This window comes from Mesorhizobium loti (assembly GCF_013170705.1).
Lineage (GTDB): Bacteria > Pseudomonadota > Alphaproteobacteria > Rhizobiales > Rhizobiaceae > Mesorhizobium > Mesorhizobium loti_D.
In genome coordinates this window covers 2,890,211-2,914,956 of sequence record NZ_CP033334.1, presented here as the reverse complement: position 1 = coordinate 2,914,956, position 24,746 = coordinate 2,890,211, and the positions used below count along the sequence as shown (strand labels likewise).

The following is a 24,746-nucleotide window of genomic DNA, read 5'->3' as shown; positions in this document are numbered from 1 at the left end:
CTGATTTCCTAGGCCATGCGGCCGGGATTGAGGAGGTTCCTCGGATCGAACTCCTGCTTCAGCCGTTGGCTGAGCGCGGCCAGTGCTGGCGCCTGCGGCTCGAATACCGGCAGGGCGGCGCGATGAGCGGGAGCGGCGCGCACCAGCGTCGCATGGCCGCCGCCATGTTTGCGCAACAGTCCACGCAGCAGAGCGGCTTCCGGGTCGCCCTCTTCCATACGCAACCACACCAGTCCGCCCTGCCAGTCGTAGAAGGCGCTGACGGCGGCCTGCATGCGCAGTGTCAGGACCATCTGGTGACCTTGGGTAGGTGTCATCGAGACCCGCCAGACCGGTTTCTCGCTGCCGTCGGCGAAGGGCATGATATCACGCACATCTTGCCAGATCAGCCGGGAAGCCTCGCCCGAAATCTCCTCCAGCGGCCCGGCCTTGCCGAGCAGCGTCTTCAGCGCGGCGACGCGATAGGTGACGGACGGGCCAAAACCTTCGACCCGAAGCAAGGTGGCGGCTTCACTGCCGAGCGCGCCTCCAGCGACCCGCGCGGCGATCCGCTCGGGCAGATGGGCGGCACTCGACACTTCCGCGCTGGAGCCAAGCGCCAAGGCCATGGCGCTTGCCGCGGCATCGTCAAGCAGGCCACGCACGGCAAGCGTCACCTCGGTTTCGGCAGCCGGCAGCACCTTGAAGGTAACGTCGGTGAACACGGCCAACGTGCCCCAGCTGTTGGCCATCAGCTTCGACATGTCATAGCCAGTGACATTCTTGACCACGCGCCCGCCGGACTTGAAGGCCTCGCCCCGGCCGGAGACGACGTTGATGCCGAGGATATGATCGCGCGCCGCCCCCGCCTTCAGCCGGCGCGGCCCGGACAGGTTCGCGGCCAGCACGCCGCCGATCGTGCCTTTGCCCGGCTCGCCGCCGAGCAGCGGGCCGTAATCCATGGGCTCGAAGGCCAGCTGCTGGCCGTTTTCGGCCAGCAGCTTCTCGATTTCGGCCAGCGACGTGCCGGCCTTTGCCGACAGCACCAGGTCTGCGGGTTCGTAAAGCGTGACACCGGTGAGTTTCGACAGGTCAAGCGTGTGCTCCGTCTGCAGCGGACGGCCGATGCCGCGCTTGGAGCCGTGACCAAGGATTTCGATCGGCGTCTCTTCCACCACCGCTGAGGTAACGGAGGACAGGACTTCTTCTGACGTGGTCGGGGTGAAGGTGGTCATGGCCGTCCCTGGCTCCTCGCCCCCGCATTGCGGGGCGAGGAACCCCCGTTCTGATAGGCCATCCTCAAAACCTCGGAATATCCGGGAACGCCACCTGTCCCCGATGCACATGCATGCGCCCCAGCTCCACGCAGCGGCGCAGTTGCGGGAACACTTTTCCCGGATTGAGCAGATGGTTGGGATCGAAGGCGCATTTGACGCGCATCTGCTGGTCGAGATCGGCCTGGTTGAACATTTCCGGCATCAGGTCGCGCTTCTCGACCCCCACCCCATGCTCGCCGGTGAGCACGCCGCCGACCTTGACACAGAGACGCAAGATATCGGCGCCAAAGCTTTCGGCCTTGTCGAGTTCACCGGGCACATTGGCATCGTAAAGGATCAGCGGATGCAGATTGCCGTCGCCGGCATGGAATACGTTGGCAACGCCAAGCCCGTATTTTTCCGACAGCTCGCGCATGCCGGCCAGCACGCGCGGCAACTCCTTGCGCGGGATGGTGCCGTCCATGCAGTAGTAGTCGGGCGAAATGCGGCCAACGGCGGGGAAAGCCGCCTTGCGCCCAGCCCAGAAAGTCAGCCGCTCCTGCTCGGATTGCGAGATGCGACAGGTGGTGGAACCATTGCGGATGGCGATAGCCTCGACCTCGGTGATGAGATGATCGACCTCGACGGCCGGCCCATCGAGTTCTACGATCAGCAACGCCTCGACATCCAGGGGGTAGCCGGCATGGACGAAATCCTCCGCCGCATGGATCGCTGGCCGATCCATCATTTCCATGCCACCCGGAATGATACCGGCGCCGATGATGTCGGCAACGCACTGGCCGCCCTGCTCGCTGGTGGGGAAACCGATCAACAGCGCGCGCGCTGTCTCCGGCCGCTTGAGGATGCGGACCGTGACCTCGGTGACGACGCCAAGCAGGCCTTCCGAACCCGTCATGACGCCAAGCAGGTCGTAACCTTCGGCGTCGAGATGGCTGCCGCCCAGCCGCACCACCTCGCCATTCATCAGCACCATCTCAATGCCGAGCACATTGTTGGCGGTAAGGCCGTATTTCAGGCAATGCACGCCGCCGGAATTCTCCGCGACGTTGCCGCCGATCGAGCAGGCGATCTGGGAGGATGGATCGGGGGCGTAATAAAAACCCTCCTGCTCGACGGCGATGGTGATGCCGAGATTGGTGACGCCCGGCTGGGCGACAACGGTGCGGTTGGGATAGTCAATGGCAAGGATGCGGTTGAAGCGGCTCATGACCAGCAGGACCGCGTCTTCCAGCGGCAGCGCGCCGCCGGACAGCGAGGTGCCCGAACCGCGCGGCACGACGCGGATGTTGCGGTCGTTGCAGTATTTCAGCACGCGGGAGACCTGCGCCACCGTTTCGGGCAGCACGACGACCAGCGGCAATTGCCGATAGGCGGTCAGGCCATCGCTCTCGAAGGCGCGCATTTGATTGGTCGCGTCAACGACGCCCTCGCCCGGCACGATGATGCGCATATCCGCGACAATCTCGTCGCGCCGGCGCATCGTGGCGTCGTCTGGTTTCGGCATGGCCAGGCCGGACATCAGCAGCCCCATTCGCTTTACTGGTCAATATCTTTTACCAGTTAAGCGAGCCGGTTGCAAATGCCGCGGCGTGAAGACACTCGTGCAAGGCGCGTGAGAAGCTTCCGTAGCGGCAATCTGCCGCTGTTTCCCCCTCCTTGTGGCGGGGTCGCGAACCTAGCGAGCGGGCTGGGGGTCAGCGCGGCGTTTCATGAAGCATCTCCCCGGCTCGCGATCTTCGCTTCGCTACGACCATGAGCCGACCCTTCCACAAGGGGGAGAGTGAGGCAGCCGCTACTCGCCTGGGTGCTTCGACGGCTCGGAATGCATCCGGCGCACGCGGCGCACGCCCCACCAGACCAGCAGGATGGCCACCGGCACCGAAGCGGCGGTGACGACCTCCGGCGCGAAGGCGTGGCCGAAGACCGAGGCGCCCTTGGCGACATAGCCGATGAGGCCGACGACGTAATAAGAGACGGCGGCGACCGAAAGACCTTCGACGGTCTGCTGCAGGCGCAGTTGCAGGCGGGCGCGGTTGTTCATCGAGGCGAGCAGGTCGCGGTTCTGCTTTTCGACCTCGACATCGACCCAGGTGCGCAGCAGCGTCGTGGCACGGGTCAGCTTTCGTGACAGATTGGCCTGGCGCTCCTCGACCGAACGGCAGGTGCGCATTGCTGGCGCAACGCGGCGCTGCAGGAACCCACCCCAGGTGTCGTAGCCCGGCACGGCCTCTTCCTCGAGCGCTTCCAGCCGCTCGACGACGATGCCGTCATAGGCGCGGCTGGCGCCGAAACGGTAGAGGCTCGACGCGGCGTCCGCCTCCAGTTCTGCGGCGAGTTCGGTCAGGTCCGCCAGCAACGTCTGGCTGTCGCGGGTCTCGGCGACCTTCATTTCCAGCGTGGTCTGAGCCAGCCTGTCCTCGATGCGGCGGGCGCGGCCCGACAGGGTCAGGGCCAGCGGCAAGCCGAGCATGGCCAGCGTGCGGTAGGTCTCGATGTCGATCAGCCGCTGCGACAGCGCCCCGGTACGGGCCGGCGTCAGCCCGCGATCAAGCACCAATATACGGGTCATGCCGTCGCCATCCTGGCGAAAATCGGTGACGATTGCCGCGTTGCCGCGCTCGACCAGCGAGTAGCACAGGCTGGTCGGGTCGAAAGCCGCGATCAGCCGCTCGCTGACTTGCGTCCATTTGCGGATTTCGAGCCGGATGCCCGAGATGACGGTTCCCGGCGGCGAAAAGCCGTTGCCGAAGGGCGAATCCTCCTGGGTCCTGCCATTTTCAGAAAGCGGTCCTTCCCACAGATAGGTCGAGAATTCCGTATGCCGCTCCCAGCGCAGCGAGCCCTTGCCCCACTTCATCGCATGGTGGCGGGCCTGGCGATCGGGCGCGGCAATGCCGAGGCGCCGCGACAGTTCGGAAAGCACGGCGTGGTCGACGCCGGAGCCGCCCTCCGTCATGAAGGCGAGTTGCACGAGGACGCGCGGCTTTTCAATGAGCGGATGCGGCCGGGCGTGGACCTCGCCGAGTGCGCCGGGCCGGCCCTCATGCGCGGGAAAACCCATGACGCTGCCCTTGGCGCGTGGCTGGAACTCGAGATTGGACGGGTCGTCTGACACGGCTTGTCCCCCGGGTTTCTCTGAACCCTCTTGCGTTCGCGTCCCTCTAGGGCCAATCGCCTGACGACGCAAACAGCAAGTTTAGCCGAAGATCACAGAGCGCCGAGCGGTGAAACCGACGCGCTTCGACCAATTGGATAAATAATTTGACCAGTTGGCGACGCAGGCTTTATCCTATGCGACACCGGTTCACCGTCCAGGCATTCCGTTGAGCGACATTTTTTCCAGGATTGAGCATTCGCGCACCGCCGACGAGGTCGTGCAGCAAATCGAGAGCCTCATCCTCGAAGGGGTGCTGCGCACGGGCGATCGCCTGCCCGGCGAGCGCGAGCTGGCACGCCAGTTCGACGTGTCGCGGCCGATCCTGCGCGATGCCCTGAAGGCCCTCGAAGGGCGCGGGCTGCTGACGACCAAGGCCGGCGGCGGCACGCATGTCGCCGACATTATCGGCCAGCTGTTCACCAAGCCGGTGGCCGACCTGATCTCGATGCATCGCAAGGCGGTGACCGATTATCTGGAATACCGCCGCGAGATCGAGGGCATCGCCGCCGAATATGCGGCGCGGCGCGCCACCCCGGAGGACCTTGCGCTGCTCGACCGCATCATGGCGCGCATGGACGAGGCGCACCGCACCGGCGATTTCGACGACGAGGCTGAAATCGACGTCGAGTTTCATCAAGCAATCTGCGAATGCGCGCACAATATACTGCTCCTGCACACGCTGCGCTCCTGCTATCGGCTGCTGTCGGAAGGCGTGTTCCAGAACCGGCTGCTGGTGTTCAGCGTGCCCGGCGCGCGCGAGGCGCTGCTTGCGCAGCACAAGGCAATCCATGCCGCTGTAAAGGCCGGCGATCCCACGGCGGCCCGGCAGGCGGCGATGGACCACATGATTTATGTCGAGCGGTCCATGGCCGAGGCCGAGCGCAGCGGCGACTGGCAACGGGTGTCGCGGCTGAGGCTGCGGCAGCGTTCGGAAGCCGGCGATAGCGAACCAGCACGCAGACGCTCCTAGTCATTTCGATCAAGCGGGGACCATCATGAGCGACATTCTCACCATCGCAGACCTCAAGGATCTCGCCCGCCGGCGCGTGCCCAAGATGTTCTTCGACTATGCAGATTCCGGCGCCTGGACCGAGAGCACCTATCGGGCCAACGAAGAAGACTTCCAGAAGATCAAGTTCCGCCAGCGCGTCCTGGTCGACATGAGCAACCGCTCGCTGGAATCGACCATGATCGGGGAGAAAGTGTCGATGCCCGTGGCGCTGGCGCCAACCGGCATGACCGGCATGCAGCACGCCGACGGCGAGATGCTGGCGGCGCGGGCGGCCGAGGAATTCGGCGTGCCCTTCACCCTGTCGACGATGAGCATCTGCTCGATCGAGGATGTCGCCTCGGTAACGAAGAAACCGTTCTGGTTCCAGCTCTATGTGCTGCGCGACAAGGATTTCGTGCTCGACCTGATCGACCGGGCGAAGGCGGCAAAGTGCTCGGCCCTGGTGCTGACGCTCGACCTGCAGATCCTCGGCCAGCGACACAAGGATGTCCGCAACGGGCTTTCGGCGCCGCCCAAGATGACGCTGGCCAACATCATCGACCTGGCCAGCAAACCGCGCTGGTGCCTGGGCATAGCCGGCACCAAGCGCCGCACCTTCCGCAACATCGTCGGCCACGCCAAAGGTGTCGGTGACGTCTCTTCGCTGTCATCCTGGACGACGGAGCAGTTCGATCCGCAGCTGTCGTGGAAGGATGTCGCCTGGATCAAGGAACGCTGGGGTGGCAAGCTGATCCTGAAGGGCATCCTCGACAAGGAGGATGCACTGATGGCGGCCAAGACCGGCGCCGACGCGATCGTGGTTTCCAACCATGGCGGGCGCCAGCTCGACGGCGCGTCGTCATCGATCATGGCGCTGGAAGAGATCGCGGACACGGTCGGCGACAGAATAGAAGTGCACATGGATGGCGGCATCCGCTCCGGCCAGGACGTGTTGAAGGCGCTCTGCCTCGGCGCCAAGGGCACCTATATCGGCCGGCCATTCCTTTACGGCCTGGGCGCGCTCGGCAAGGAAGGGGTTACCAAAGCGTTGGAAATCATCCGCAAGGAGATGGACATCACGCTGGCGCTGTGCGGAAAGCGTCTGGTCACCGACATGGGCAAGGACCAGCTCCGGCGCTAGGGCCCGGTGACAGCCTGACCACGGAGACCACGAGGCGTTGGCGGAACCCGGCATCCATTTTCTCGACGCGCATGGGCCAGAGGATGTGCGCCTTTACGCGATCGGCGACGTGCATGGCCGGCTTGACCTGCTGGCCGCCATGCACCAGCGGATCGCGAGCGAGCTGGAATGGAAACCGGTTCGCGATTGGCGGGTGATCCATCTCGGCGACTATGTCGACCGCGGGCCAGATTCCAAGGGCGTCATCGATTTTCTGATCGAAGCCCGAGAACGCGATCCGCGCAACCTGATGCTGGCCGGCAACCACGACATCGGCTTTCTCGATTTTCTGGGAAACCCTGAACCGGAAGGGCTCTTCATGCGCTATGGCGGCGTCCAGACGGCGCTGTCCTACGGAGTCTCCCTCACCCCGGACGCCAGCTGGTTCGGCAAGACGGAGACGATGAGACGCGGACATCAGGCCTTGCTCGAAGCCGTGCCGCAAAGCCATGTCGATTTCCTGCGGTCGCTGCCGTTCTCGGTGACATCAGGCGACTTCTTCTTCTGCCATGCCGGCATCAGGCCGGGCATTGCGCTGGACAAGCAGAGCCCGCAGGACCTGATCTGGATCCGCGACATTTTCCATGATCACACCGGCCTGTTTCCGAAGATCGTGGTGCATGGCCACACCCCGGTCCCCGAGGCCGAAGTGATGGCCAACCGCGTCAATGTCGACACGCTTGCCTGGCAATCAGGCATGCTTACCGCGCTCGTCGTCGACGGAGCGGACAAACGCATCCTGGAAATGACAATAAAAGAAGCTTGAGCCGCGCCGCGGGAAGCGTCGCCAGCGAGCCGGCTTTAGCGAAGCGAAGCGGTAACGCCGTAGCCGTCGACGGCGTTGTGGTTGTTGGCGGCATCGGCGGCATAGATGCCGAGACCGCAAAGCACGATGGCGGACAACATGGCAAAGGACAGAAGCGCTGCTTTCACGGAGGTCATCTCTTGTTGAGCTTTCTGCATCTGTGCACCAGGCGGTTACCAATGCGTTGAAACGGAGAATTCGCTTCAAAGTTTCGACGATTTCGCGCTTCTAGGCGCGTTCTGTATCGAGGGTGTGTCGCACGGGTCACACAAAAGGTTCATCGCGGTTGCACTTCAGATGCAGAGCGCGCGCCTTCTAGAATGGCGGGCGGACACAAGCCAAGAAGGAAAGAGGTTTTCCCCAGCCGGTTTCACGGCCGCGTGCCAATTATGTCACGTGGCAGCGATGGACGCTCAGAGGCTGTTTCGAAATTCGCTCTGGCGAGTGAGTGTCTCAGATGGTCGCCACCCAGGCGCGGGCAATGGCCAGCCCGGCGGCATCGGCGTCGGGTCCGTTGCGGGCCATTTCGCCATCGAGCTTGCCGGCCCAGTCGGGATGGCGCGCGGCAATGGTGGGGGCGAAGGAGGTGCTCCAGTTCTTCACCATCGGCCGATCGGCCTCGAAATGGAACTGGAAGCCATAGACGGCGCGGCCGACACGAAACGCCTGGTTTTCGGCGACATCGTTGCCGGCGAGCCGTACGGCGTTTTGCGGCAGTTCGAATGTGTCGTCGTGCCACTGGAAGATCGGGAATTCTTCCGGCAGTTCAGCCAGCACCGGATCGGCCTTGGCATCCCGCGTCAGCGACACGCCGCGCCAGCCGAATTCGTTGGCGGCGCCGATGCGATTCTCACCCCCAAAGGCGCGGGCGACGAGTTGGCTGCCAAGGCAGATGCCGAGCACGGCGCGGTCCTTGCCGGCAAAATCGCGGGTCAGTTCGAGCAAGGCCGGGAAATAGGGATATTCATCGTCGGCCAACGCATTCTGGCCGCCGCCGAGCACCACCATGGCATCGTGCCCGGCCGCATCCCGCGGCAGCGGATCGCCCTTGTAAGGGAGGCGCACATCGAGATCGGCACCCGCTTCCGCGAGTGCGGCACCAACCTGGCCGAGGCCGGTATTGTCGTAGTTCTGGACCACCAGCACCCGCATCGCAAAACCCTGCTGACATGAAAATGATGCGACGAGCGATATCATGCCGCCCGCATAGCAGCCAAGATGCGTATCCCAGGAGAGAACTATGCCACTGCAGAACCGGGTCGATCCGTTCGGCGCCATCCACGCCGTGCCCGAGCGCGGCCTGTTCACCGGCAATCGCGGCATCATCCATGATCCCGAAACCAGGACGCTCTTGAAGAAACGCTGGGCGCTTCAGGCCTGGATCGTCTGCGTGTGCCGATTCCGCAATGTGCGGCGCGAGCCGATGGGCCGCAACAGGCCCGGCGGCAAGGCCGGCTGGACCGAGCTTTTCTTCCTCGACGAGGTTACGGCCTTGGCGGCGGGACACCGCCCCTGCTTTTTCTGCCAGCGCGAACGGGCCAGGGAGTTTGTCCAGCGCTTCGGCGAAGCCTTCGACATTGCCGAGCCGCGCGCCCCGCAGGTCGACAAGCTGCTGCACCAGGAGCGGCTGGCCTCGGGGGGCGAGCCGCCTGTGGTTGCCGTTGAAGACCTTGGCGGCCTGCCGGACGGCGCCATGGTTGCGGATGGCGGTTCAGCCTATGCCTTGCGCGGCGGCAAGGCACTGCGCTGGTCGTTCCCCGGTTACGGCCCGCCCGCTGATTTCGGCTCACTCGGCGAAAAGACGCTTTTGCTGCTCACTCCAGCGACGACGCTCAATGTCCTGCGGCATGGCTTTCGGCCGGTGTGGCATGCATCGGCCGAGGCTTGACGCAGGCGGCCGGCTCGCTCATTCCTCGGCGATGCGCGCCAATTACAAGATGCAACGCCTGTTTGTGCCCGACGACCTCGGAGCGGATGCCGAATTCGACGCCGGCCAGCAGCAAAGCCATTATCTGATGCATGTGCTGCGGCTTGGCGAAGGCGCCGAGATCCTGGTCTTCAATGGCCGCGATGGCGAGTGGTCGGCGGCCATCGCGGCGAAGTCGAAGAAGGCGGTCAGACTGAGGGTGCTGGCATTGCAGCGGCCGCAGCCGCCACTGCCCGACCTCATCTACTGTTTCGCGCCGCTGAAGCAGGGCCGCCTCGACTATCTCGTGCAGAAGGCGGTCGAGATGGGTGCGGGCATCCTGCAGCCGGTCATCACCCAGCATACGCAAGTCGCCAAGCCGTCCATCGATCGGCTGCGCGCCAACGTCGTCGAGGCCGCCGAGCAATGCGGTATCCTGGCGGTGCCGGAGGTTCGCGAGGCGGAAAAGTTCGAACGCCTGCTGACCGGCTGGGACAAGGAAAGGCGGCTGGTCTTCTGCGACGAGGACGCCTCGACCAACAATCCGCTGCCTGCCCTGCAGCAGGTGAAGGAGAAGAAGCTTGCGCTGCTGGTCGGACCCGAGGGCGGCTTTTCCGATGACGAGCGCAAGATGCTGCGCGCCCTGCCCTTCGTCACCGCCATTCCGCTCGGACCGCGCATCCTGCGCGCCGACACGGCGGCCGTGGCGGCACTTGCGGTGATGCAGGCAACTGTCGGAGACTGGTAGGATGTCATGTCTTGCAAGAGGCAGGGCGGATCGTGGCCTTCAATTCCTCTTGACCTGTGGCTCAGGATTTTTCGCTTGATCGGCTACTGACATTTCGTCCATTTACCGCCGGCGGCTCCACTGGCCGCTCTACAGTGCCGCGCGTCCTTTCGGACGCGCAAAGGACGCTGTAGCATTTTCATTTGGCCCATGATCCTTTCCGAAAATCGAAGATCGATTTCTGGGGTCATGTGCGGAGGGCTTGATCATGGCGCGCGACACAACCGATTTCCGGCCGATCGAAGGTGTCGACGAACTCGTCGAGCATCTGGCCGAAGGCAACAAGCCGCGCGACAAATGGCGCATCGGTACCGAGCACGAGAAATTCCCCTTCTATGTCGATGGCAACGCGCCCGTGCCCTATGGCGGCGAGCGCGGCATCCGCGCCATCCTCGAAGGCATGCAGGAAAAGCTGGGCTGGGACCCGATCATCGATGACGGCCGCATCATCGGCCTGGTCGAGCCGACGGGCCAGGGCGCGATCTCGCTCGAGCCCGGCGGCCAGTTCGAGCTTTCCGGCGCGCCGCTGGAGACCATCCATCAGACCTGCCGCGAGGGCAATGCGCATCTGGCGCAGGTGCGCGAGATCGCCGAACCGATGGGCATCCGCTTCCTCGGCCTCGGCGGCAGCCCGAAATGGTCGCTGGCCGACACGCCGAAAATGCCGAAATCGCGCTATGAGATCATGACGCGCTACATGCCCAAGGTCGGCACCAAGGGCCTCGACATGATGTACCGCACCTGTACCATCCAGGTTAACCTCGACTTCGAGAGCGAAGTCGACATGCGCCGCAAGATGCAGGTCTCGCTGAAGCTGCAGCCGCTGTCGACGGCGCTGTTCGCCAACTCGCCCTTCACCGAGAGCCGGCCGAACGGCCTGCAGAGCTGGCGCGGCGACATCTGGCGCGACACCGACAACCAGCGCTCCGGCCTGCTCGAATTCTGCTTCTCGCCCGAGTTCGGTTTCGCCGACTATGTCGAATGGGCGCTCGACGTGCCGATGTATTTCGTCATCCGCGACGGCCGTTATCACGACATGACGCACATCACCTTCCGCCAGTTCATGGCCGGCGCCGCGCGCAACGAAGTGCCGGACGGGCTGCCGACGATGGGCGACTGGGCGAACCACCTGTCGACGCTGTTCCCCGACGTCAGGCTGAAGCGTTTCCTCGAAATGCGCGGCGCCGATGGCGGCCCGTGGCGGCGCATCTGCGCGCTGCCGGCCTTCTGGGTCGGCCTGCTCTATGACGAGGCGGCGCTCGACGCGGCCGAGGCGTTGACCTCGAGCTGGACCTACAAGGAAGTGCTGGCCATGCGAAACGCGGTGCCGGAGCTGGGCATTTCCGCGCCCTTCCGCAACGCCACACTGCGCGAGATGGCGCGCGATGTGCTGGCAATCTCGCGCACGGGGCTGAAGAACCGCGCCAAGAAGAACCGTGACGGCTACGACGAGACCTCGTTCCTCAACACTTTGGACGAAGTGGTTGCGCGCGGCACGACCAGCGCCGAGGAGATGCTTTCGGCCTATCACACGCGCTGGGGCGGCTCGATCGAGCCGGTGTTCATGGAATACGCCTATTAACCGCGCGCGTTGAGGAGCGGCAGAAGCTGCTTCAATCGAGTGTTGAAACGAATTAGGCTCTCTTCCGAGGAATTCACGAGGAGAAGCCGATGCCTACCTTGTTCGACATGCTGACCCAGGCCCAGAACGGCAACGGCATGCAGGCGCTTGCCCAACAATATGGGCTTTCGATGCAACAGACACAGGCGGCGGTCGCAGCACTGCTGCCGGCCTTTTCGCAGGGGTTGCAACGCAACACCGCCGATCCCTACGGTCTCGGCGCCTTCATGACGGCGATGGCAAGCGGCCAGCACGCCAAATATTTCGAAGACGCGACCCGGGCGTTCTCGCCGCAAGGCGTCGATGAAGGCAACGGCATCCTCGGACATCTGTTCGGGTCCAAGGACCTGTCACGCGCCGTGGCCAGCCAGGCGGCGCAAGCGAGCGGCGTCAGCCAGCAGGTGCTGCAGCAGATGCTGCCCGCGATCGCCTCGATGGTGATGGGCGGCCTGTTCAAGCAGACGACAAATCAGATGCAGTCCGCGGGAGGTTTCGGCGGCGGCAACAATCCGCTCGGCGAGATCATCGAGCAGATGATGCGGCAAGGCGGCATGCAGGCCCCGGCACCACAACAACGTCAGGCTCCGCCGCCCCAGAACCCGATGGACAACCCGTTCGGCAAGGTCTTGCAGGACATGTTCGGCGGCGGCACGCCACAACCGCAAAACCAGCCGCAGCAAGCGCCCAACCCTTATGGTGACAATCCGCTCGGCAAGGTGCTGCAGGACATGTTTGGTGGCGGCGCGCCGCAGCCGCAAGCCCGACCGCAGCCCCAGCAGACGCAGAGCCCGTATGGTGACAATCCGCTGGGAAAGATCTTCGAGGAAATGCTGCGGCAGGGCGGCGGGGGAGGATTGGGCGGCGGGCAGCCGGCGCCTCAGCCTCAGGCACCGCAGCCGCGCCAGGCGCCGCAACCGCAGGCCAACCCGAGCGGCAGGCCGAGGAACCCGTTCGACGATTTGTTCGGCAAGATGTTCGAGACCGGCGCCCAGCAGCGCGACGACTATCAGAAGGGCGTGGAAACGATCTTCGATCAGTTCAAGCGCGATATGGATCGCAGGTAGGCGCCAAGGCGGCAACCATTTCCGAACACGCCGGAAAAAGAAAAGCCCGGTCCTTGGGAGGACCGGGCAGCGTGCAGGCAGGCCGGCGGGGAACCGGCAGGGAGTGGGAAGCCTGCAGAACCTTTGGTCGCGCTGAGCCCTGAAAAGGTTCAACGCGGCCGAAACTCAACCGATCAGGCCACCTTGCGGGCAAGATCCTCGATCGTCTCCACGCGATCGCTGGCGATTTCACGCAGCATCGCCGTCGGGTCGCGGCCAAACGGCACGTCGATGGCGACATGCAGGTCGGCGCGCGTCAGGCCGATATCGGCGAGCTCGGCGTCCGACATCTCGCCAAGGCGATAGAAGGCGCGGCGGTTTTTCCAGGCGCGGTAGAAATTGAAGACGGTGTTGGCCACGCGCATCGCAACAGCCGGACGCGAGGTGATGCGCGAGGTCTCGGTGGCGAAATCGATCGTGGTCACAGCAGTCTCCTTCGGAGTCGAGCGGACAAAGCCAAGCGATCGGCGCTGGCGACAGCGGCCGTTCCGGCTTCGATTCATTTTTAAAGATGCATGTCGTTGTCCCAAAACCGGTGTCCACTTTTGGGCGACATGCGTTGGCTTCATGTGGACGATACCAACTTGCCATCGGCCGATTGATTAATCCAACGAATGTTTCTAATCTTTAGCATCAACATCAATGATGGATTAGACCGATGAAAGCGCCGCTCGATCTCGATCAGTTGCAAACCTTCATCTCAATCGCCGATACCGGCAGCTTCACGCGGGCAGCCGAAGAGGTGCACCGCACCCAGTCGGCGGTATCGATGCAGATGCGCCGGCTGGAAGAGCGGATCGGCAAGCCGCTGTTCGAGAAGGAGGGGCGCAGCAACAGGCTGACGGAGGAAGGCGACAAGCTGCTCTCCTACGCAAGGCGGTTGCTCTACCTCAACCGCGAAACGCTGGCCGCCTTCGACGACCAGCGACTCGAGGGCACGATCCGCATCGGCACGCCGGACGATTATGCCGACCGTTTCCTGCCTGAGATCATGGCGCGCTTCACGCGCTCCAATCCGCGTGTCGAACTGACTGTCATCTGCGAGCCCACACCGGGACTGGTCGAACATATCAAGCGCGGCAATCTCGACCTGGCGCTGGTGACGCACAACGATGTGCGCGGCCAGTCGGAGGTGGTGCGGCGCGAACCGCTGCTTTGGGTCACCTCGGCCAACCATGCGACACATGAACAGGTAACACTGCCAATGGCCTTCGGCCGGCCGAACTGCATCTGGCGGCGCGCCGCCGTCGATGTGCTGGACCAGCAGAACCGCGACTATCGCATCCTGTTCACCAGTTTCTCGGCGACCGTCATCACCGCCGCCGTGCTTTCGGGCCTGGCGATCTCGGTGCTGCCGGAATGCGCGCTCAGGCCCGGCATGCGGGTGCTGGGCGAGGCCGACGGTTTCGGCGCCCTGCCCGACTGCCGCATCGGCATCATGCGCGGCCAGACCTCGCGGCCGGAGATCGTCGATGCGCTTGCCCGCCACATCTCGGAGAGCCTGGACAACATCTCGGTGCCGCTTGGCGAGGAGACGGGAACATTCGACTTCGCCGCACTCGCCTTTGCCAAGATGAAGCGGACGAGACCGAACCAGATCCTGCCCGGCTGGTAGGGAAGAATCGAGGCGCCTTGAGCGCGTGGCCGGATACGCGCGCCTTGACGTGAGGCGCCAACCAGCCCCCAATCGGCCGATGAGCGAAGCAGCATCCGAATCACGCACCAACGCCACCGAATACACGGTGAGCGAGATCTCCGGCGCGCTGAAGCGCACGGTCGAGGACGTCTTTGGCAATGTGCGGGTGCGCGGCGAAATCTCCGGCTATCGGGGCCCGCACTCCTCCGGCCATGCCTATTTCGCGCTGAAGGACGACCGCGCCCGGCTCGACGCCGTGGTGTGGAAAGGCACGATGAGCCGGCTGAAATTCCGTCCCGAGGAAGGGATGGAGGTGATCGCCACCGGCAAGCTCACCACCTATCCCGGCAAGTCCAACTACCAGATTGTCATCGACAATCTGGAGCCGGCCGGCGCCGGGGCGCTGATGGCGCTGCTGGAGGAACGCAAGCGCCGGCTGCAGGCCGAGGGGCTTTTCGATGCCGCACGCAAGCGCCGGCTGCCCTTCATGCCTCTTATCATCGGCGTCGTCACCTCGCCGACCGGGTCCGTCATCCGCGACATCATCCATCGCATCAAGGACCGCTTTCCGCTGCATGTGCTCGTCTGGCCGGTGCGCGTGCAGGGCGAGACGTCAGGCGTGGAAGTGACCAATGCCGTCGCCGGCTTCAATGCACTGGCCTGGGATAGCCCGATCCAGCGCCCCGATCTCTTGATCGTCGCGCGCGGCGGCGGCAGCCTGGAGGATCTGTGGGGGTTCAACGACGAAGCGCTCGCCCGCGCCGTTGCCGCCTCCGGAATTCCGGTGATCTCGGCGGTCGGCCATGAAACCGACTGGACACTGATCGACCTCGTCGCGGATGTGCGGGCGCCGACACCAACGGGCGCGGCCGAAATCGCAGTGCCCGTGAAGGCCGACCTCGAAGCGACGCTTGCCAGCCTTGGCGCGCGGCTCAAGGCGGCCGTCTCACGCAATTTCGAACGCAAGCGGCAGGCCGCGCGTGCGGCGGCGCGCGCACTGCCCTCGCCCGATCAATTGCTGGCGCTGCCGCGCCGGCGCCTCGATGAGGCGACATCGAGGCTCGGCCGCGGCCTGTCCGTCAGCGTCGATCGCAAGCGGGCGCGGCTCCAGGGCCAGAGGCTGACGCCGGCCACGCTGTCGCGGCGCATCAACGAGGCCCGCACGCTCACCGGCCGTGACCTCGCCCGCGCTCAGGCGGCGTTCTTCGCCATCGTGCGCGAGCGACGCGCGCGCTTTGCGCGCACCGCGACGCGGCTGTCGCCGGCACCGATCGCACGAAGGCAGAAGCAGCAGACCGATGCACTGGCGGCGCTCGCAAGGCGGCAGGATCGCGTCATCTCGCTGCGGCTCGAGCGGCTGCGCGGCCAGTTGAGCCAGGCAGAGCGCCTGCTGACCACGCTGTCGCACAAGGCCGTGCTGGCGCGTGGCTTCGCGCTGGTGAAGGACGCCGACGGCGCGGTCATCAAGCAGGCCGCCGACGTAACATCGGGGATGGCGCTTTCGCTGGAGTTCGCCGACGGCACGGCGGATGCGGTGGCAACCAGTGGTGCGGCGCGGCCGAAGCCGGCTGCCAAGCCAGCGGCCAAGGCCAAGGAACCCGGCAACCAGGGATCGCTGTTCTGACCACGACCGGAAATCCGCACCATCTGGCCACGCCCGGCGGCAAGCCACGCGCACGGAGCTTCGGCATAGGCTTCGACGGTACGCCCGGGCCGTTCAACGCAATCACCGACGTGTCCGGCGTCGCTGTCGGCCATGCGACATTGATTTCCGGGGAAGGTGCGCTCGTCGTCGGCAAGGGGCCAGTGCGCACCGGCGTCACCGCGATCCTGCCCAGGCCACGCGTCGATCTGGCCACGCCGGTCTTCGCCGGTATCTTCAGCCAGAATGGCAATGGCGAGTTGACCGGCTCGCACATCGTCGAGGAAACCGGTGCCTTCAACTTCCCGATCACCATCACCAACACGCACTCCTGCGGCGTTTCGCGCGACGGCACGCTGCGCTGGATGCACCAAGTGCTGCCGGCCGCGCTCGACAGCGGCTGGGGCCTGCCGGTGGCGGCGGAAACCTATGACGGGTTTCTCAACGACATAAACGGTAACCATCTGAGCTTTGAGCACGTGACCGAAGCCCTTGACGGCGCAACCAGCGGGCCGGTCGAGGAAGGCAGCGTCGGCGGCGGCACAGGCATGATCACCTTCGGCTTCAAGGCCGGGGCGGGCACGGCGTCGCGCGTCGTTGGATGGCAGGGACATTCCTACACGGTCGGCGCCTTCGTGCAGTCGAATTTCGGCAAGCGGCGCAATTTTACCCTTCGCGGCCTGCGTGCCGGGCCGGAACTCACGGAACCGGCGATCCGCGAAGGCACGCCCCGCGCCGAAAAGGGTTCGATCATCGCCGTTGTCGCCACCGATGCGCCATTCCTGCCGCACCAGATGAAGCGACTGGCCCGCCGTGTGCCGCTCGGCGTCGCCATGACCGGCGGCTTCGGCTATCACAGCTCGGGCGATATTTTTCTCGCCTTCACGACGGCCAATCCTGCCGCGGCACTGGCGCCGTCCGGCCGGATCGCCAATGCCGATTTCATTCCCGATACGGACATTGACCCGTTCTTCGATGCCGTGATCCAGGCGGTCGAGGAATCGATCCTCAACGCCCTCGTCGCCAATGACGACATGAGCGGGCGCGACGGCAATTTCGTGCCGGCACTGCCGAAGACCTGGTTGAAAGAAAAGTTCGGGTTGAAAGAAAAGTTCGGCTGAGACGACAACGCGGGCCGACGGGCCCGCGCATTCAGACAGAATGGCCGTTAAAATCTATTCCGCGGCCTTGCTGGAGGCCTGCTGGTGCTCGTCGGCCTCGGCCGCTTCCTCGAGCCGGGAAGCAATGAGCTCCTGGATATCGCCGACTTCTTCCTGGATGTCCTCCAGCGGGATGCCGACCTCGGCCGCCTTGGCGGCGCATTCCCTGGCCAATGTCTCGGCCTGCTTGTCGATCCTGGCCTGGGACTGGCAATGGACCTTTTCGCCGATCCATCCCCGCAAGAACTCGATGGCGTGTTCACTCATACTGCTGTTCCCTGGCGGCAAAGCCGGTTGGTAATCATAAACGTCGGCATCCCGCAAAGGATGCATCTTCCCATTCCAGCCGAGTCGCGGCCAGCCGGCAAGTCAATGCCGTCCAGGGTCCACAGAGCCGAAGGAAATCGAGGGGTGAAGAACATTTTCTGATTCTGAAGGACTGTACCGTTGGCGGGATCTGGCCCGCGCCGAGCAATTGCTTCTACCTTTTACGGCTTTCAGTCCGTTTCTTAATCTCAATGGCTGTCGCTACAGCCGCCTTTTGACGTTCGCCCTCAAGGCGCGAGCCAGCGAGGCCGCCGCTATATAGTGATATACTCCCGCAATGTCGACTCCTGCCAACCGTGCCCACAGGTTGCACCAAAGTCGCACTCCCGCGCCCCATCAGAAGGTCTCAACCCAGGGCCTCAGCTCCATTTCCCAGGTCCAGGCGCTGCGGTGCTGGCGATGGATGGAGAGATAGGCTTCGGCGATGGCGTCCGGAGACAGTCGGCGATCCGGCGGACCGGGCTCCTGCCCGGACGAAACCGAGGCGATGGCGCCGTCGATGATGAAATGCGCGACGTGGATGTTCTTCGGCGCCAGCTCACGAGCCATGGACTGGGCCAGCCCGCGCAAGCCGAATTTGGGCATCGCAAAACCGGCGGACCCGGCGAACCCCTTCACGCTTGCCGTCGCACCGGTGAAGAAGATCGAGCCAGCCCCTTGGGCGATGAGCCGGTGCGCCGCCTGCTGGCCGACCAGGAACCCGCCATAGGCCCCAACCAGCAAAGCCTGCCGGACCGCCTCGGGATCAAGCTCGGCTATCGGCCCGCGAGCGCGTCCGCTGGCGTTGAAAACCACCAGCGAGAGCGGACCGGCCTTGTCGGCGACATCGAACAGACGCTCCACCGAAGCGGGGTCGGAGACATCCGTTGCCACGGCCTGCGCGCCTGTCTCAGCCTGCAATGCGCCGAGTTTCTCGATGTTGCGGGCGGCCAGAACGACGCTGAACCCTTCCTTGGCGAGGAGGCGCGCCAGCGAGGCGCTCAAGCCGGAACCCGCACCGGCGATGACGGCGACATTGGATGTCATGAGACCTCTCCTTCCTTGCACGGATCGCGGTCGGTGACTGGCGAATGAACGGGGTTGAAGCTTGCCGGATCAGCGCGGCGGCGGCAACGCCGAGGCACCTGGAATTGCTCCAGAAAAATGGCCGGGCGCGAAAACGGCCCGGCCAAAAAGAAGGTCATAACCTTCAGAGGGGAACACCGCTCGGCGAAATGGGAGGAAAACACCGAACGGATTTTTCTCTTTTGTACCGATTCTCGGACAGATACGACGGACGATTTTCTAAAGATTGGCCAGAATTGCGAAAATTCTATTCCTTCTTCGCCAGGACGCTCAACCAACCCGGCTTTCCCCTTCAAGCAGATCCGCATAATGGCGCCGCGCGACGTCGGGATGCGAGCGCAGCCGGCTTTTCAGCACATTGGTCCCGACATCGCGAAACAGCGGATTGTCCGGATCGCTGGCCGGTCCACGCGCCTGCGCCGCCAGTTCCTCGGAAAGGCCAAGCAGCGGTATCGTCGCATCGAGCCTCGCGCTGAAGAAGAACGGCACGGAAATGCGCTCGACGCCGGCGGGTGGCGTCACGACCCGATGCACGGTCGCGCGCAAATAGCCATTGGAGGCCAGTTCGAGCAATTCGCCGATGTTGACGACGAGCGTGCCGGGAATGGGATCGACATCGACCCAGCTGCCGTCATAGTCGACCTGGAGTCCCTTGTTGTCATCCTGGAGCAGCAGCGTCAGGAAACCGCCATCCTTGTGCGCGCCCACGCCCTGGTCGCCGCCAGTTGCATCGCGGCCGGGGTAGCGCACGATCTTCATGCGGTGATTGGGTTCCCCGCGATAGATCGGGTCGAAGGCGTCCTCGGGCTGATCGAGCGACAGCGCGAAGGCTTTGAGCAACCGGATCGCCACGGCCGTCACCTTGCTCTGCCAGGCAAGCAGCGCCGGCTTGAGATCCGGCAGCGCCGCGGGCCACTGGTTCGGCCCCTGCAGCCGCGTCCAGGCCGGAATTCCCGGCCCTTGCGCGATCGTCTGACGTTCGACGCCGATGTCGAGTTGCTCGCGCCAGTCCTGCTTGCCCCTGGTCAGTTCGCCGCCTGCGCGCGTATAGCCGCGGAACTGCGAGGATTTGACCATCTCGATTGCAAGCTTGTCGGCTTCCGGCAAGGCAAAGAAGTGACGCGACGCGGTGAGTACCTCGCTGATCTCCGCCCAGGAGATGCCGTGTCCGGCCAGGTAGAAAAAGCCGATGTCACGCGAAGCGGAGCGCAAGTCCGCCAGAAATGTCCGGCGCTCGGACGCGCCTTGCTCAAGACGGCTCAAATCAAGCACGGGCACTATTCTTGGCATATCGGGCTCCTTTCCCAGTGCCTTCCGGGCGTTGTTTGAAATCACCGCTTCGGAAAACCCAGCCGGTTGAACATGCAGGCACGTTTGCGCGACCATGGCCGCCATCAATGCGCGCAAGTCTCATCGACTTCGAATTGCCGGGAAAGAAACGATCGGCCCTTCGGCGCAGCCGCGACGAACAATTTTTCCATTCGGACGACCAGACTGATGATGATCGCGATCATGCCATGACAGACAGGCGTTGGGCGCGCCCAATCGCCATCAATCCTGCCGGGCCGCCCTCAACAGCATGCCAAACAGGTCGCGCGGCTCATCGGGGTCGGCCAGCATGTCGAGTTCCTGGTAGAGGCCGGTCGACTTCAGCTGATCCCTGACATAGCGCAGTGCCGAAAAGTCCTCGATGGCGAAGCCGACGGAATCGAACAGCGTGATCTGGCCGGTATCGCGCCGGCCCTTAACGGCGCCTGATATGACCTGCCACAGTTCAGTGACTTCATGATCCGGTGCGAGTTGCTGGATCTCGCCTTCGATGCGGGTCTGCGGGGGATATTCGACGAAAATATCGGAGCGCAGCAGGATATCGCGGTGCAGTTCGGTCTTGCCCGGGCAGTCTCCGCCGACCGCGTTGATGTGGACGCCGGAACCGACCATGTTGTCGGTGAGAATGGTGGCATACTGCTTGTCGGCGGTGACGGTGGTGATGATGTCGGCGCCCTCGACCGCCTCCTGCGCGGTCGTGCAGGCGGTCATGTCGAAGCCGAGCCCGGCCAGATTGCGGATGCATTTCTCGGTCGCCGAACGGTCGATATCGTAGAGGCGCAATGTGTCGATGCCGAGCAGCGCCTTGAAGGCCAGCGCCTGGAATTCGGCCTGGGCGCCATTGCCGATCAGCGCCATGCTGCGGGAGCCGGCCGGCGCCAGATGTTTTGCCGCCAGAGCCGACATCGCCGCCGTGCGCAGCGCGGTCAGGATGGTCATTTCCGACAAGAGCACCGGATAGCCGTTGTGGACATCGGCCAGCATGCCGAAGGCGGTGACGGTCTGGCGGCCCTCGCGCATGTTCTTGGGGTGGCCGTTGACATATTTGAAGCCGTAGACCTCGCCGTCGCTGGTCGGCATCAGTTCGATGACGCCCTCGGCGCTATGCGAGGCGACGCGCGGCGTCTTGTCGAACAGGTCCCAACGGCGGAAATCATCCTCGATATAGCCGGCAAGCTCAACGAGGAAGCGTTCGACGCCGATCTTCAGCACCAGCTTCATCATGTGGTCGACGCTGACGAACGGCACGATGTTGAGATTGGGGATCATTTTGTTTTCCTTGCCGGCGTTCCGGTCAGTCCTGGCGATGCGCGTTGTGCGTCTTCATCATCGCGGCAAGCGCCGGATCTTTCTCCTCCAGCGCGCTGATGGCTCCGCCCGTATCATGAAGGCGCTCATCCTGCCCCATCTTGAATTTGGCTTCGATCCGTTCGATCGGCAGGTCGAAGCCGATGATGTGGGGTATGCGTCGTTCCATGCCGCCCGGACCGAGTTCGCGCATGCGCCAGCGGTCCTCGCGATCCTTTTCCAGTACGTCGACCAGTTGCAGCAAATGCCGGGCAGTGGCGTGCGCGTCGAGCGGCACCGGACGGCCATGGCAATGCACCACGGCAAAATTCCAGGTCGGAGCGCTGTCGCGGACCGGGTTGCGCGGATACCAGGAGGACGAGATGTAGCCATGCGGCCCCTGGAAGACGGCTACCGTCTCCAGGCCCTGCGCAATCAGCTCGTTGTGCGGATTGGCCCTGGCGAGATGGGAGACCAGTGTTCCGTTTGCGCCCCGCGTGCGGTCGAGCACGAACGGCAGATGCGAGACGACGAGCCCTTGCGGCCCTGCTGTCACCACCGTGGCGAAAGCGGCCGCCTCGATCAGGCCGAACACGGCGTCGCGCGACAAAGGCGCGAATTCCGGCTTGCTGTACATGAAGCTTCTTCTTGTTTGAGCATGATCCTATCCGAAAACCGATTCCCACTTTTCGGGATCATGCTCTAGCTACGCTGGACCCGGACCGCCGGGATCAAGCCTTGCGGCCGCAGCAGCAGCACGGCGATGACACCCGACAGCACGATGGCGTCGCGATAGGGCGCGATCGCCGCCGGCAGCGTCGCCTGCAGCAGCACCTCGATGATGCCGAGCAGGAAACCGCCCGCGACAGCCCCCGGCAGGCTGCCGAGGCCACCGACCACGGCGGCGATGAAGGCTTTCAGCACCGGCGTGAAGCCCATCAGCGGATCGACCGAGGCGCGTTGCGCCACCCACAGCATGGCCGCCAACCCCGCCAGCAAGCCGGAGAGCAGGAAAGCGGTGGCGATGATGCGGCTGGCCGGAATGCCCATCAGGCGCACGACGTCGAAATCCTCCGCCGCTGCGCGCATCGCTGTGCCGGTCACCGAGCGGCGCAGGAAGACCTCCATCGCAATCAGCGCCAGCGCCGAGACGACAATCGAGATGCTGGGACCGACGCCGATGGTGAAATCACCGAAGGAGAAGGCGCCGGTCATCCAGCCCGGCATGGCGACGGCCTGCGGCCGGGCCGAAATACCGTTCTGGAAGATAACTTTCAAGAGGCTCGACACGGCGAAACTGGTCAGCAGAAGACTGGTGACGCTGGCGCCACGCATCGGCCTGAAGGCGATGCGCTCCATGGCGACAGCGGCGAGCGCGCCGCAGGACACGGCGACAAGCACGGCCACCGGGAAGGGAAAGCCGAGCACCAGCGACGCCAGAAGCGCATAGCCCGACAGCGTCATCAGCTCGCCATGGGCGAAATTGATGAGGCCGACGATGGAGAAGACAATGGCCAGGCCGAGCGCCAGCAGCGCATAGACGCCGCCGAGGCTGACCGCATTGATGATCTGCTGCGCGACCATGCTTCTTAAGCTCCCAGATAGGCTTGGCGGACGAGGTCCGAAGAGGCGAGTTCTTTAGCCGTGCCCGACAGCACCACCTCGCCATTGGCAAGCACGACGGCGCGGTCGGCGATTTCCAGCGCCAGTGCCACATTCTGCTCGACCAGAAGGATGGTCAGGCCCTTGCGGCGCAGTTCGGCGATCAGGTCGAAGACGGTGTCGATCAGTTGCGGGGCAAGGCCGAGCGACGGCTCGTCGAGCAGGATCATGCGCGGCTTGCCCATCAAGGCGCGGGCGATGGCCAGCATCTGCTGCTCGCCGCCGGACAGGTTGCCGCCCTTGACGCGGTGGTAGCGACGCAGGATCGGAAACAGCTCCAGCATCTCCTCCTCGCGCACGCGCGCCTCGGCCGCCGGCTGATGCACCGCGCCGCCGAGACGCAGATTGTCGGCGACCGTCAGGCTAGCGAAGATGCGACGGCCTTCGGGAACCAGCGCGACCCCCTTGCGGGCGATGGCCTCCGGAGCCAGGCCCGTGATGTCGGCCCCGTCGAACACCACCTTGCCGGACGCAGCCGGCACCAGCCCGGCGACGGCGCCGAGGGTCGAGCTCTTGCCGGCGCCATTGGCGCCGACCAGCGCGATGATCTCGCCGCTGTCGACGGTGAGGTCGACACGGCGCACCGCCTCGACTTCGCCGTACCGGATCTTCAGGGCTTCGACGCTCAGCATGGCATCACGGCGCGGGAACGTCGGCGGCGGCGGGGATCAGGGTCTCGACATGCTTGCCCTCGCCGCCGTCGTAGCGCATCAGCGCCACGGGCCTGAGCGGCATGCGGTCGGTGCCGGCATAGGTGATCTTGCCGGTGATGCCTTCGAAATCCTTGAGGTTGGCGATGGCGTCGCGGATGGCCTTGGGATCGTCGGACCCGGCGGTCTTGACCGCCTGATCGAGGATCAGCCCGATCTCGTAGCCATTGACCTCATAGGTCGATTCCGGCGCGTGGCCGGCATATTTGGTGAAGGCGGCGTTGAAGGCCTCGAGCTTGCTGCCCGGCTCGGCGTAGCCGGCCGCGGTATAGACGACGCCGTCGACGAGCTTGCCAAGGGCCTTGATGGTCGGCGTGCCGATGGCATCGGCTCCATAGACCGGGATGGTAACGCCGGCGCCACGCAATTGCTGGATGAAGGCCGGGAAATCCGGCTCATAGGCGGCCGTCATGATCAGGTCCGGCTTATCGGCGAGGCCCTTGATATTGGTGATCTCGGCGGAGAAGTCCGGCTGGCCCATTGTGAAGGTGCCGCGGCCGACGACGGCGCCGCCCTTCTTCTCGAACACCTTGCCGAAATATTCCGGCAGATTGGCGGTATAGGTGGAGTCCGGCGAGGTCAGCAGGAACACCTTCTTCTTGCCTTCGGAGACGGCGAAATCGGCCACCGCCGTCGCCTGCACATTGTCGGCCGGATAGGTGCCGAACATGACGTCGCCGACCGCACCTGTGAGCACGGGAGCGGAGCCGCACAAAGTCAGGGTCGGAATGCCGAGCGGCTGGGTGAGTTGGCCGGCTGAGATCGAAGGATCGGCATCGCAGGGCGTGATCATGACCTTGGCGCCGGCGTCGATCAGTTCCTGGGCGACGGTGGCGGTCTGCGCGGTATCGGAGCGCGTGTCCTTGATCAGCAGCTTGACTGTGTATTTGCCGCCGAGCCCGCCCTTGGCGTTGAGCTCGTCAATCGACATGCGCAACCCGGCAAGGGCCGGCTGGTCGTAGGGGGCAAGGCCGCCGGTCTGCGCGGTCGCCGCACCGATGATGATCTCCTCGGCACTCGCCGTCGAAACGGCGGCGATGCCTGACAGGGCCGCGCACAGGGCAGCGCGGTGGAGGCGATGGAGGCTTGGCATGTCGGTTCTCCTTCTGGATTTGTTATCGT

At 64.4% G+C, this 24,746-nt stretch carries 24 protein-coding genes; 10 read left to right on the top strand and 14 right to left on the bottom strand.

What is annotated here, in order from left to right; genetic code table 11:
* Window positions 1-8: 8 nt before the first annotated feature.
* The 3 genes from EB815_RS14105 to EB815_RS14095 form a co-directional block, all read right to left on the bottom strand.
* Window positions 9-1,214, bottom strand: coding sequence for an FAD-binding protein (locus tag EB815_RS14105; RefSeq protein WP_056565270.1), 1,206 nt, complete (start codon window positions 1,212-1,214; stop codon window positions 9-11).
* Between the two features lie 64 nt (window positions 1,215-1,278).
* Entirely contained in the window at window positions 1,279-2,775 is a 1,497-nt protein-coding gene (locus tag EB815_RS14100; RefSeq protein ID WP_056565817.1) for an FAD-linked oxidase C-terminal domain-containing protein, read from the bottom strand.
* Between the two features lie 273 nt (window positions 2,776-3,048).
* Window positions 3,049-4,371: a DUF3422 family protein gene (locus tag EB815_RS14095; RefSeq protein ID WP_056565273.1), complete on the bottom strand. Its 1,323-nt coding sequence runs from the start codon at window positions 4,369-4,371 to the stop codon at window positions 3,049-3,051.
* Window positions 4,372-4,579: 208 nt separating this feature from the next.
* Here EB815_RS14095 and EB815_RS14090 point away from each other — a divergent pair, with 208 nt between their 5' ends.
* From EB815_RS14090 to EB815_RS14080, 3 genes are read left to right on the top strand one after another with little or no spacing between them, the layout of a single operon-like run.
* Complete coding sequence (locus EB815_RS14090; RefSeq protein WP_056565276.1) at window positions 4,580-5,383, top strand: FadR/GntR family transcriptional regulator; 804 nt, start codon at window positions 4,580-4,582, stop codon at window positions 5,381-5,383.
* A 25-nt stretch (window positions 5,384-5,408) separates the two neighbouring features.
* Window positions 5,409-6,545 carry an alpha-hydroxy acid oxidase gene (locus tag EB815_RS14085; RefSeq protein WP_056565280.1) on the top strand — a complete coding sequence of 379 codons (1,137 nt, stop codon included), beginning with the start codon at window positions 5,409-5,411 and terminating at the stop codon, window positions 6,543-6,545.
* Between the two features lie 37 nt (window positions 6,546-6,582).
* Window positions 6,583-7,350, top strand: a complete 768-nt coding sequence (locus EB815_RS14080; protein ID WP_056565283.1) for a metallophosphoesterase family protein — start codon at window positions 6,583-6,585, stop codon at window positions 7,348-7,350.
* A 35-nt stretch (window positions 7,351-7,385) separates the two neighbouring features.
* Here EB815_RS14080 and EB815_RS33950 read toward each other — a convergent pair whose 3' ends face one another.
* Window positions 7,386-7,517 carry a hypothetical protein gene (locus EB815_RS33950; RefSeq protein ID WP_013893872.1) on the bottom strand — a complete coding sequence of 44 codons (132 nt, stop codon included), beginning with the start codon at window positions 7,515-7,517 and terminating at the stop codon, window positions 7,386-7,388.
* 325 nt (window positions 7,518-7,842) lie between these two features.
* The gene (locus tag EB815_RS14075) at window positions 7,843-8,541 is read right to left on the bottom strand and encodes a type 1 glutamine amidotransferase (protein ID WP_056565285.1); all 699 of its coding nucleotides are present in this window, start codon (window positions 8,539-8,541) and stop codon (window positions 7,843-7,845) included.
* A gap of 88 nt (window positions 8,542-8,629) precedes the next feature.
* Here EB815_RS14075 and EB815_RS14070 point away from each other — a divergent pair, with 88 nt between their 5' ends.
* From EB815_RS14070 to EB815_RS14055, 4 genes are all read left to right on the top strand, one after another.
* Window positions 8,630-9,277, top strand: coding sequence for a hypothetical protein (locus EB815_RS14070; protein ID WP_056565288.1), 648 nt, complete (start codon window positions 8,630-8,632; stop codon window positions 9,275-9,277).
* Between the two features lie 31 nt (window positions 9,278-9,308).
* The gene (locus EB815_RS14065) at window positions 9,309-10,043 is read left to right on the top strand and encodes a 16S rRNA (uracil(1498)-N(3))-methyltransferase (RefSeq protein WP_056565820.1); all 735 of its coding nucleotides are present in this window, start codon (window positions 9,309-9,311) and stop codon (window positions 10,041-10,043) included.
* 247 nt (window positions 10,044-10,290) lie between these two features.
* Window positions 10,291-11,664 carry a glutamate--cysteine ligase gene (locus EB815_RS14060; protein ID WP_056565823.1) on the top strand — a complete coding sequence of 458 codons (1,374 nt, stop codon included), beginning with the start codon at window positions 10,291-10,293 and terminating at the stop codon, window positions 11,662-11,664.
* 89 nt (window positions 11,665-11,753) lie between these two features.
* Complete coding sequence (locus EB815_RS14055; protein WP_056565291.1) at window positions 11,754-12,767, top strand: DUF937 domain-containing protein; 1,014 nt, start codon at window positions 11,754-11,756, stop codon at window positions 12,765-12,767.
* A 173-nt stretch (window positions 12,768-12,940) separates the two neighbouring features.
* On the opposite strand, the gene EB815_RS14050 is transcribed toward EB815_RS14055, so the two are convergent.
* A complete protein-coding gene (locus tag EB815_RS14050; protein WP_056565295.1) occupies window positions 12,941-13,231 on the bottom strand; it encodes a DUF1127 domain-containing protein in 291 nt (96 codons plus the stop codon).
* A gap of 233 nt (window positions 13,232-13,464) precedes the next feature.
* Between EB815_RS14050 and EB815_RS14045 the strand changes: the two genes are divergently transcribed.
* The 3 genes from EB815_RS14045 (at window position 13,465) to EB815_RS14035 (ending at window position 17,205) form a co-directional block, all read left to right on the top strand.
* Window positions 13,465-14,421 carry a LysR substrate-binding domain-containing protein gene (locus EB815_RS14045; protein ID WP_056565299.1) on the top strand — a complete coding sequence of 319 codons (957 nt, stop codon included), beginning with the start codon at window positions 13,465-13,467 and terminating at the stop codon, window positions 14,419-14,421.
* Between the two features lie 79 nt (window positions 14,422-14,500).
* Complete coding sequence (gene xseA / locus EB815_RS14040; protein WP_056565302.1) at window positions 14,501-16,066, top strand: exodeoxyribonuclease VII large subunit; 1,566 nt, start codon at window positions 14,501-14,503, stop codon at window positions 16,064-16,066.
* Window positions 16,063-17,205: a P1 family peptidase gene (locus EB815_RS14035; protein WP_056565306.1), complete on the top strand. Its 1,143-nt coding sequence runs from the start codon at window positions 16,063-16,065 to the stop codon at window positions 17,203-17,205. The genes xseA and EB815_RS14035 overlap by 4 nt, the downstream gene beginning before the upstream one ends.
* A gap of 54 nt (window positions 17,206-17,259) precedes the next feature.
* Here the strand turns inward: EB815_RS14035 and EB815_RS14030 are convergent, their stop codons facing one another.
* The 8 genes from EB815_RS14030 to EB815_RS13995 all read right to left on the bottom strand — a co-directional run bounded on the left by EB815_RS14030 (window position 17,260) and on the right by EB815_RS13995 (window position 24,717).
* Complete coding sequence (locus tag EB815_RS14030; protein ID WP_056565310.1) at window positions 17,260-17,511, bottom strand: DUF768 domain-containing protein; 252 nt, start codon at window positions 17,509-17,511, stop codon at window positions 17,260-17,262.
* Window positions 17,512-17,907: 396 nt separating this feature from the next.
* Window positions 17,908-18,597 (bottom strand): SDR family NAD(P)-dependent oxidoreductase, encoded by a 690-nt coding sequence (locus EB815_RS14025; protein ID WP_056565313.1) that lies wholly within the window; start codon window positions 18,595-18,597, stop codon window positions 17,908-17,910.
* Window positions 18,598-18,906: 309 nt separating this feature from the next.
* A complete protein-coding gene (locus EB815_RS14020) occupies window positions 18,907-19,926 on the bottom strand; it encodes an isopenicillin N synthase family dioxygenase (protein ID WP_056565826.1) in 1,020 nt (339 codons plus the stop codon).
* 261 nt (window positions 19,927-20,187) lie between these two features.
* Window positions 20,188-21,234 carry an ornithine cyclodeaminase gene (locus EB815_RS14015; protein WP_056565318.1) on the bottom strand — a complete coding sequence of 349 codons (1,047 nt, stop codon included), beginning with the start codon at window positions 21,232-21,234 and terminating at the stop codon, window positions 20,188-20,190.
* A gap of 25 nt (window positions 21,235-21,259) precedes the next feature.
* Window positions 21,260-21,889 carry an FMN-binding negative transcriptional regulator gene (locus tag EB815_RS14010; protein WP_056565320.1) on the bottom strand — a complete coding sequence of 210 codons (630 nt, stop codon included), beginning with the start codon at window positions 21,887-21,889 and terminating at the stop codon, window positions 21,260-21,262.
* A gap of 65 nt (window positions 21,890-21,954) precedes the next feature.
* Window positions 21,955-22,836, bottom strand: coding sequence for a branched-chain amino acid ABC transporter permease (locus EB815_RS14005; RefSeq protein WP_056565323.1), 882 nt, complete (start codon window positions 22,834-22,836; stop codon window positions 21,955-21,957).
* 5 nt (window positions 22,837-22,841) lie between these two features.
* Window positions 22,842-23,546, bottom strand: a complete 705-nt coding sequence (locus tag EB815_RS14000) for an ABC transporter ATP-binding protein (RefSeq protein ID WP_056565325.1) — start codon at window positions 23,544-23,546, stop codon at window positions 22,842-22,844.
* A gap of 4 nt (window positions 23,547-23,550) precedes the next feature.
* On the bottom strand, window positions 23,551-24,717 hold the full coding sequence (locus EB815_RS13995) for an ABC transporter substrate-binding protein (RefSeq protein ID WP_056565328.1): 1,167 nt from the start codon (window positions 24,715-24,717) through the stop codon (window positions 23,551-23,553).
* Between the last annotated feature and the right edge of the window lie 29 nt (window positions 24,718-24,746).